The sequence below is a fragment of the Neorhizobium sp. BT27B genome (assembly GCF_050455485.1).
Classification (GTDB): Bacteria; Pseudomonadota; Alphaproteobacteria; order Rhizobiales; family Rhizobiaceae; genus Neorhizobium.
This window is the reverse complement of sequence record NZ_JBCIYT010000004.1, coordinates 574,304-583,161: the sequence shown is the minus strand read 5'-3', so window position 1 is coordinate 583,161 and position 8,858 is coordinate 574,304. Positions and strand designations below refer to the sequence as shown.

The window sequence follows — 8,858 nt, the reverse complement described above, 5'->3', positions numbered from 1 at the left end:
AGACCAGGATATCGCTTCGAAAAGGCGCTGGTTCAGAGATGCCGCCTACGGCAAGGTGCATGGAAAATCGCGCTTACTATTATTCGACATCTTGGTACTTTCGAATGGTTCTGTCCTGCTATACAACCCTTGAGGGTTTCCGGGGCTTCCATGAAAATCGAAATCAAATCAAGTTTCCGCGCTTTTTTGCCTGATGCAGTCGCGCGTTTCGAATACCTCCATCCAACTGTGCAGGTCGAGGTAGGCGATGATCACGTCATACTGAAAAGCGGCGCACCTTACGCGGCGGTGGCCGCCGAATTCAAGTACGTCCTCTATCGCCAAAAGATCTTCGCAGAGACCCTGCAACTGCGTCAGGAGCTGATCCGCGGGATCCTCGTATGACGGTTTTCCCACTGAAATTCAGACATCTCGACGAGCTTGGCGTCCTGTTCGCCGATGACGCGGGCGGCTACTTCAAATCCGACGAGGCTTTCCTGGAAAGATACGCGACCGACGACCTTAACGAAAGCGATCACAGTTTTCTGCGAAGATCAGGACATTCGTTCGACGATGCTTCCGATCTGGACTTCGCGGCGTTTTCCTATCGTTTCGCGCAGCGGCTGCATCTGCCACGAAACCTGAACTACGTCATTCTAGTTCCCACGCTTCGATGCAATCTGGCCTGCAGCTACTGTCAGGTATCGCGGGTCAACGAAGGGGCCCGCGGGTATGATTGGGACGAAGAAACGCTGGTCGCGGTCATACGCTGGCTCGATACGCTCCATACTGACGACATCAAAATAGAGTTTCAGGGCGGCGAACCGCTTCTGCGTCTGGACGTCCTGCAGCGTGTGAGAGAGTTTGCCCGGTCAAGATTTAAGACCTCGTCTTTCGTGGTCTGTACCAACCTGCAACAAGTGAGCGACGAGGCCTGGGAGTTTCTTGGCGAGGAAGACACTTCGACCAGCACGTCTCTCGATGCAACGATCGCCCTACACGAGCGTCAGCGGACCATCTCCGCCGACATGACCTCCCAGTTTCTCGGAAACCTGGAAAAGGCGGTACGGTCGTTCCCCGACCGTGTTTCCGCTCTGCCTACCGTCGACCCGACCGCTCCGCCGGAACCCGTCGATGTCGTGGAAACGTTTGCTCGCTACGGAATGAGGTCGATCTACCTCAGGCCCGTGAACCATCAGGGATTTGCAAGAAAACGCTTCACGACCAAGGATTCCGCTTCTTCCTGGAACAGCTACCACTCGGACTTCATCGACGCTTTGGTAGCTCACAACTGGACGTCCGACCATCCGGTCGAAGAGTATTACTTCACCCATTGCCTACGGCGTGTTCTACGGTCCGGACACGATGGCCACGTCGACCTCCGGAACCCTAACATCGTGGGGGAGAGCTACCTCGTGATCGACTACGACGGTACATTCTACCCCACGGACGAAGCAAGGATGATCACGCGCGTGGGCCAGATCGACCTCCGGCTCGGCGACGTACATACCGGACTGCGGACCGAGGTGCTTTCCGAACTGAACGAGGGGGCGCTTAACAACTTCGATCCTGACTGCATGCACTGTCCATATCAGGCGTTCTGCGGGGTCGACGTGATTGACGACCTTTCGAGATACGGACGGATAGACATGCCGCGTCACATTACGCATTTCTGCCGACGACATACGGCCATATTCGACAAGATCTTCGAGATGATCTACTCGACCGACGCGAAGGTCCGCAAGTCGATGGCCATTTGGGCCGGGGTCGAGAACTTCGATCCTAGCCTCGCGAGAACCCACGCATGATCGACCTGCGCGTCAAAGTCGATCCTCCGCCGCTGGATCATCCGACTGTGGTTCGGTTACGCGAAACCTTCGACGGGTTACCCGGCCCCCATGACGCATTGCTGATCGATCGGGCTGACGACCGGCGCGAGTACGACTTCTGCGGCTTCTCTCTCGTGGTGTACGGCGACGCCGGCATGCCGCTGGACAACGACGTCCTGCTTCTGGCACCGGGGCAACGAAGCGCCGCCCGCATAATTCGAGCGAGCTCTGCTCACAATACCCTTTTGATAACGGAGCAGTGCGACCAGCTCTGCGTGATGTGCTCGCAACCGCCGAAGAAACACCATGTCGATATGTTCGCCCAACTCGAGACGGCGGCGTCGTTGGCTCCGGCGGGCGCTTATATCGGGATTTCGGGAGGCGAGCCCCTGTTACATAAGCAGGCCCTCTTTTCGATGTTGGAGAACCTGGCAGCCGATCGGCCGGACCTCAGGTTCCATATTCTGTCGAACGGACAGCATTTCGAGCCGGACGATGTAGATAGGCTTGTCGCGATCGGACCCGAGCGTATCCTGTGGGGCATTCCGCTATACTCGCCCGATCCATCGAATCACGATGCGATCGTCGGTAAGGTCGGTGCCTATCATCGACTCATGCGTTCAATGGTCCTGCTCATGCGGTCGGGCGCGGCCGTGGAACTGAGAACGGTCGTCTTGCGACAGAACTGGCAGGAGTTGCCCGCGCTTGCCGAACAGATTGCCACTCGTCTCCCGTTTATCGATCGATGGGCGATCATGCATCTCGAAAACATCGGCTACGGCCGAATGAACTGGCACTTGTCATTCAAGGACACGTCTTCGGATTTCGGCATGCTGGGGCGCGCGATCGATATAGCGACGGCCAGGGATACAACCGTCACTCTGTACAATTTTCCGCTGTGTTCCCTGCCGGCTGCGTATCGCGTTCTTGCGCCGCGCACGATCTCGGACTGGAAGAACAAGCACGAGGTATTCTGCGACGGATGCTCGGCGCAGTCCGACTGCGGTGGCTTCTTCCAATGGTACGATCACAAGAACGGCTTCAGCCGATTGGGTGCGCTATGAAATCTCGGATCTTCCTTATTCCCTCTCTGCTCGCAGCGGGCTTCATGCCCTCGAAAGCCACCGCCGCGCCCGTATCCCCGACGATACATGAGCCCAAGCCGCCTTCCATTCTGGAGCGTCTCCGCCTGCAGCATCTCTTTACGCTGGCGGGCCATCGCTCGCATTCCAGTCATCGATCTCACAGTTCCCACAGCAGTCACCGCTCGAGCAGCGGAGGCTCGTATCTGCCGTCCAGGAGTTATTCTCCACCTTCGACGACGTACTCACCACCTGCGCCGTCATATGCGGTTCCCTCGCCCGGTCCGTCAGCACCGCCGGCTTCCGTGTACACGGCTCCGTCCGGAAACTCGGCAGGCCAGTTTCCGACTGCACCTTCTCCACCCACCCAGAAAGTCCTTCCGGGGAACAGCAACCGATTTCGAGAGATCGTCGTTCTGGTTCAGACGGGACTGAAAGCCTACGGATATTATGAGGGCGCGATCACCGGCGTGGTGGACGCTGGTACCAAAGCCGCTTTGCAGTCGATGCAGCAAGCCAACAATCTGAAGGTCACCGGGACGATCACTTCGGAGACCCTAAGCGCGCTCGGTATTGCCGCGAACTGACCGAGTATTCGCGAGAACGGAAGCGTCAAGAAGGGCCGACGAAGCCCGCGGCGCCGGCGTTTTGTTAAGCTTTGCCGGCCATAACTTTAACCGGGAGATCCGACTGGCATCGGACCTCCCGACCAGGAGACTACCGCTTAGGCGGCCCGTCTTTTACTACCTGTGACCCAGTTTCCCGTTTTCGCGTCAATGAGTCCGGGAAGCTGGAAATGGCTATCGATGATAGCATACGTGTCGACGCCATAGCTTGCGATCGGAAGATCGTAGGCTATGGCTGTCGCCGCGATAGAGACTTGGTGACCGAAGCCGGGCCGTGTCGATCTGGGCTGAGGCATCCAGATATTTTTGAGGGGCACGCATTCGAGCATTTCGGCCTCGACACGCAAGAACTCGCGCTCGCGACCGACAAGGACAGGCCATCTTTCGTTTGCCTCGGCGAGCCAGAGTTCAAGCCCAACCGCCTTCAACGGATGGCTCCTACGCAGCCTGATGATGCCGCGGTAGGTATCGGCGAGAGTGCCAGTGGAGACCACGAAATTATGTCGCCTCACGAGGTCCTGAAATAGGGGATGCCGCCTCGGCTTGCTTTCCTCGCTGAAAAAGCAGGTTGATGCCAGAATTTTCAATTACTTACTCCATTTTAGCTCATCGCCGGAAGCGGCGACGTAGCTAAAATTGCCGAAAGGTGCCGGCAATCCGTAAACGGGCCGAAAAAAATATCGAATTCTTGGAATTATTTTCGCCGATCGGGGAAAGGGCCGAGCATCTTTATGCATCGCGGATCGCGCAACACTACCCATACCAGCAAAACGTTATCAATTTACGAACGTGCCGATCGGCGCGCATGTTTGGCTGATGGCATTGTAACGCTTGCAGCCGCTGCACGTGAAATAGGCCACGAGAGACTTACGTCATTCGGCGTTTCTCCTTGATACGGCTCATCGGCATGAGATGAATTCAATGACGGGCCTCGGCTTGCGGTGGGTAGAGCAACGGCTTGATATCTACTGTTCTTACCAGCCCGCAGTAACTCGTCCGTCTCGTGACACGGTTGTCTCGCCGATCTCTGCGGTTTCACCGGCGACCTCCAGCGAACAGATGTCGGACGTTGACCTCGACATCACCTATATCGTCTCAATCGAACACCGCACTGCGGACCTGCTCGATAAGGTTCGATATCATCGCGTCGTCATAAAGCTCTCCTACGACAGTCGGCCTTGCATCCCCGACTCCCGTTGGCAACCCGCGGTCCGACCATCCTTCTAGCTGGTCAAGATTATCGATGCCCAGCATCACCGCGTAAGGCCCGAGGATTCCCTCGTCCTTTAGGAAACGCGACACCGATGACAGGTAGCGTGTCAGCTTTTGCCTGAGCAGCGATACGTTCGGTCTTCCGTGATCGCTGTCGAAAGGCTCGTTCACGTGACCGAGGATATGCCAGTCGGTTCCCACAAACAGCCGCTCGTGCAGCAGCTTTGCTTCGAAGCCGCCCGGGCCGCCCTTTAGCTTAGGATAGTGACTGCCGTGAAAGGCGGCGATTCCCGTATGGGACATTTTCGCGGGATTGTATCGCACCTGTGAGCGATTGTAGTACTGTCGCGGAAGTACCCCGAACGTTAAGCGTGGCACTGACATTGATGCGGTTTCTGGCCGTCGCTCCCCGATGACGATAGACGAATACAGATCTACTGGGTTGAGTTCGAGCGAGACGAGCTCTCGTTCGTGCTCCCGATACAGGCGCGTCAGGTCGGCCTCCATCTTTTCGATAGCGGCGGACATCTCCATGATTTCGGGAACGGACAGCACGCGGTTTCGCGCTCCGGACCGTATGTAGAAAGAACCGGAAATTCGGCTCTGATATGGTTTTTTCCAATGAGCGCCGACATTGACGTCGAGAACGTAACCGCCCGGCACGTCGATCGGCAAAACTTCGACCGCTGTCGGAATAGGATCGATCGAAGACTGGATCACCTGGAGAAAACGGTTGCACGTTTTCTCGCGGTCGCTTGTCAGCGGGATGTAGCTCTCCCAGACGCCATCGGCCTCTTTGACCCCTATGACCAGATGTCCGCCGCTTTCGGTGTTGAGGAAGGCCACGACATCGTCGATGAAACGCTCTTTCGCGGACTTCCCACCGTTCGGATACTTTTTGTCCAGATCGACTTCCTGTTTGAAGTCGTAGTGCGCCGATTCCGCAATTCTGCCGCTCTCAATAAGTTCGCGGGTCGGGGAGGTAATCGTCATTGCAGCAATCCTCTTCTATTATGCAAACCGACCGAGTTGGAACCAGTGGCTCAGGGGAGATCCGCCGTAAGGCGGTTTCCAAGAGCGAAGCAGCTTGCGCGCGAGCATACCAGATCAGCCGCTTCTCCGAATTCACAAAGCTTTCCTCTTCACGGCTCTCGGCGGCTGACGCTCCTTCTATACGCTGACCTCGCGCTCCCTTCATATCTAAGCAGACCAGACCCTGCCGGGCGCGCCGTACCTTATCCAAGCGTTGCGACCTCAGAAAACATCAATGCCGAAAAGCGCACGATTGCGCATGCCGCATGGCTCATGGACAGACAAACCGATTTCCAACGAGAATCTCTGCCCGTGGCGGCCGATTGTGCCGGCAGCCGCACAGGCCGTCCGTGTTTGGCCGAATTGTCGCCAGCGCGGCGGGCGCATAGTTTCCGCACAACTCGTCGGGCCAGCCTTGACGTGGCGTCGCGAGCCTACCTCAACACACACCAATGCATGCCGGACTGGCAACAAGAGTCGAGGGCGGAAACCCCAATGATATCAGGATCTTATTTTTTGAGACATCTGAGCTCGATTTTCGAGACATCTACTCGGGGCTTTCGGCATTCAATCCCCTGATTTTCCTACTCAACCTAAGACAACTTACATGAACTTCCACAAAGGAGAACGATCATGACCAATATCGACAAGGCCGGCACCTACACACTCGGCGACCGGACAGTGAAGCGGCTCGGCTACGGCGCCATGCAGCTTGCCGGCAAGGGTGTTTTCGGCCCGCCGAAGGATCATGACGCGGCCATCGCCGTGCTGCGGGAGGTGATAGAAAGCGGCGTGAACCATATCGACACCAGCGATTTTTATGGCCCGCATGTCACCAACAAGCTGATCAAGGAAGCGCTGCATCCCTACACGGATGATCTCGTCATCGTCACCAAGATCGGCGCGCGTCGTGGCGAAGATGCATCCTGGCTGCCGGCCTTTTCGGCGCAGGAACTGGAACAGGCTGTCCACGACAACCTCAAAAACCTCGGCCTCGATGTCATCGATGTCGTCAATCTGCGCCTGATGTTCGGCGTGCATGGTCCGGCGGAAGGGTCGCTTGAAGCGCCGCTGACGGCGCTGGCCGAGTTGCAGCGCAAGGGTCTTGTTCGCCATATCGGCCTCAGCAACATAACCCCGACACAGCTTGCCGAAGGCCGCCGCATCGCCGACATCGTCTGCGTACAGAACGCGTATAATCTGGCACATCGCGATGACGATGCACTGATTGACGATCTCGCCCGTGACGGCATCGCCTATGTGCCGTTCTTCCCGCTTGGCGGTTTCAGCCCGCTGCAATCCTCGACGCTCTCGGATGTCGCAACCCGCCTTGGGGCAACGCCGATGCAGGTGGCGCTGGCATGGCTGCTGAAGCGCTCGCCGAACATCCTGCTGATCCCCGGCACGTCGTCGGTCGGGCACCTGCGCGAAAACCTGGCGGTAACGGATGTTGAGCTGTCTGACGACGTGATGGCCGAACTGGATGGCGTGGCGGCAATCAAGGCCGCTTGAGTTTCAGCCGAAAAGGGCCTCTCCTGCGGGAGGGGCCCACATTCAAGCGCTGTAAATCGCCTGCAGCCTCGCCAGATCGGCGACCTTCAACTCGATCGGATCAGCGCCGTCACGCGACGGCTTGAGCCATGCGATGGCCTCCGCCACTGCCGTCGCATGGGGTTCCGGATAACCGCCGAGACCGATTGCCCACTGGCGGACGATCTCGCGATCCATACGGCCGTTGGCGTAACGGTCATGCACGGCCCGCGCCGACTGGATCAGGTCATCGACACGTTTCATCAATGCACCGCCGGTTCGGGATCCTCGCCGCCGAAGAAGGAACGGATGCCATCGCGCTCGACGGTGGCCAGAAACTCCTCGAAAGCCTCGCGGTCGGTGGCAAAAGGCTCTTCCCAGCTCGTCAGGTCGTCCTCTTCGGTGATGACTTCGAGAATCCAGTCGTTCTGTGTGCCGGCCGGACGATAGATATCGACGAGGACAGTCACGTCATCCTCGGTGAACTCGCCCGCCAGCTCGGAGCGTTCCATCTCGGGTTCGTCGGGTTCGTTCGTCATGTCGTCTTCCATTGGTTTCATCCCTTCAGACCGGGAATGTTTGAGATATACCGGCTTGGCGCCGGTTTCCACAGCTTGCGCGCAACACAGCCACGCCTCACACAGGCTTTTTGTCGCGATTGCCGCAAGCGTGGCATATTTGCCGAGCTTTTCAGCAACGGCATGGAAATGCCGCCAATGTGATGGCCACCAGCTTGTCCGCCGCAAAGCGCCGGTTCAGAACGGATCATCATTGTTTCCAAGAGATTCCGTACCCTCCCATGACCACCGAACTTCAACTGTCGCGGCGCGCCTTCGTCATCGGCTCCGCCGCCATGACAGCCACTCTTGCAGGCTGCGCCACCAGCACAGGCCCGAAAAACGTGCCTGTTCCAGAACAGGTGCGCCGCCCGATCGTTCCGGCAACGGAAGCCGAATTGCAGGCGCGCTATGCTGCCATTTCGGATGGCGGCCACCAGATCCCGGCCATACCCTACCAGCAGATCGACCCGAAATATTATCGCCAGCGCGTCATCGACCCGACCGGCGAAACGCCCGGCACGGTCGTCGTCGCCACACCCGACCGTTTTCTCTACGTGGTAGAGCCAGGCGGCACGGCCATGCGCTACGGTGTCGGCATCGGCCGTGACGGTTTTGCCTGGCAGGGCGAAGGCGTCATTCACTGGCGCCAGCCCTGGCCGCGGTGGAAGCCGCCCGCCGACATGATTGCCCGCCAGCCCGGCCTTTCCCGTTTCTCCGTCGAAAACGGCGGCATGGATCCGGGCGTCAAGAACCCGCTCGGTGCGCGTGCGCTTTACATCTTCCAGAACAATCAGGACACACTTTACCGCCTGCACGGTTCGCCGGAATGGCAGTCGATCGGCAAGGCCACCTCTTCCGGCTGTGTGCGCCTGATCAATCAGGATGTCATCGATCTTTACACGCGCGTACCCTATCACGCCCGGATCGTCGTGCATCAATAGGCTCGCGGCTTGCCGTGAACGTTGATTTTGTTGCCGTGCCGGGCTAGCCCGATTGGCAGATAAATAG

General features: G+C 58.0%; 10 protein-coding genes. 6 read left to right on the top strand and 4 right to left on the bottom strand.

All coding sequences use genetic code 11. The features are described 5' to 3' along the window. Nucleotides 1–150: 150 nt before the first annotated feature. From AAIH70_RS14405 to hxsA, 4 genes are read left to right on the top strand one after another with little or no spacing between them, the layout of a single operon-like run. Entirely contained in the window at nt 151–384 is a 234-nt protein-coding gene (locus tag AAIH70_RS14405; RefSeq protein WP_430034438.1) for a hypothetical protein, read from the top strand. Continuing rightward, nucleotides 381–1,787: a His-Xaa-Ser system radical SAM maturase HxsB gene (hxsB, locus tag AAIH70_RS14400; protein WP_430034437.1), complete on the top strand. Its 1,407-nt coding sequence runs from the start codon at nt 381–383 to the stop codon at nt 1,785–1,787. The genes AAIH70_RS14405 and hxsB overlap by 4 nt, the downstream gene beginning before the upstream one ends. Continuing rightward, nucleotides 1,784–2,872, top strand: a complete 1,089-nt coding sequence (gene hxsC / locus AAIH70_RS14395; protein ID WP_430034435.1) for a His-Xaa-Ser system radical SAM maturase HxsC — start codon at nt 1,784–1,786, stop codon at nt 2,870–2,872. Before hxsB ends, hxsC begins: the two co-directional genes overlap by 4 nt. After that, entirely contained in the window at nt 2,791–3,477 is a 687-nt protein-coding gene (gene hxsA, locus AAIH70_RS14390; RefSeq protein WP_430034433.1) for a His-Xaa-Ser repeat protein HxsA, read from the top strand. Before hxsC ends, hxsA begins: the two co-directional genes overlap by 82 nt. Nucleotides 3,478–3,614: 137 nt before the next feature. On the opposite strand, the gene AAIH70_RS14385 is transcribed toward hxsA, so the two are convergent. Next, the gene (locus tag AAIH70_RS14385) at nt 3,615–4,103 is read right to left on the bottom strand and encodes a hypothetical protein (RefSeq protein ID WP_430034431.1); all 489 of its coding nucleotides are present in this window, start codon (nt 4,101–4,103) and stop codon (nt 3,615–3,617) included. A gap of 508 nt (nt 4,104–4,611) precedes the next feature. Then, nucleotides 4,612–5,721 (bottom strand): AlbA family DNA-binding domain-containing protein, encoded by a 1,110-nt coding sequence (locus AAIH70_RS14380; RefSeq protein ID WP_430034429.1) that lies wholly within the window; start codon nt 5,719–5,721, stop codon nt 4,612–4,614. Between the two features lie 672 nt (nt 5,722–6,393). Here AAIH70_RS14380 and AAIH70_RS14375 point away from each other — a divergent pair. Then, on the top strand, nt 6,394–7,272 hold the full coding sequence (locus tag AAIH70_RS14375) for an aldo/keto reductase family oxidoreductase (protein ID WP_132274445.1): 879 nt from the start codon (nt 6,394–6,396) through the stop codon (nt 7,270–7,272). Between the two features lie 42 nt (nt 7,273–7,314). Here AAIH70_RS14375 and AAIH70_RS14370 read toward each other — a convergent pair whose 3' ends face one another. After that, nucleotides 7,315–7,554, bottom strand: a complete 240-nt coding sequence (locus AAIH70_RS14370) for a hypothetical protein (RefSeq protein ID WP_132274448.1) — start codon at nt 7,552–7,554, stop codon at nt 7,315–7,317. Further along, nucleotides 7,554–7,829 (bottom strand): hypothetical protein, encoded by a 276-nt coding sequence (locus tag AAIH70_RS14365; RefSeq protein ID WP_132274451.1) that lies wholly within the window; start codon nt 7,827–7,829, stop codon nt 7,554–7,556. Before AAIH70_RS14365 ends, AAIH70_RS14370 begins: the two co-directional genes overlap by 1 nt. 260 nt (nt 7,830–8,089) lie before the next feature. Here AAIH70_RS14365 and AAIH70_RS14360 point away from each other — a divergent pair, with 260 nt between their 5' ends. Next, nucleotides 8,090–8,791, top strand: a complete 702-nt coding sequence (locus tag AAIH70_RS14360; protein ID WP_132274453.1) for a L,D-transpeptidase — start codon at nt 8,090–8,092, stop codon at nt 8,789–8,791. Nucleotides 8,792–8,858: the final 67 nt, after the last annotated feature.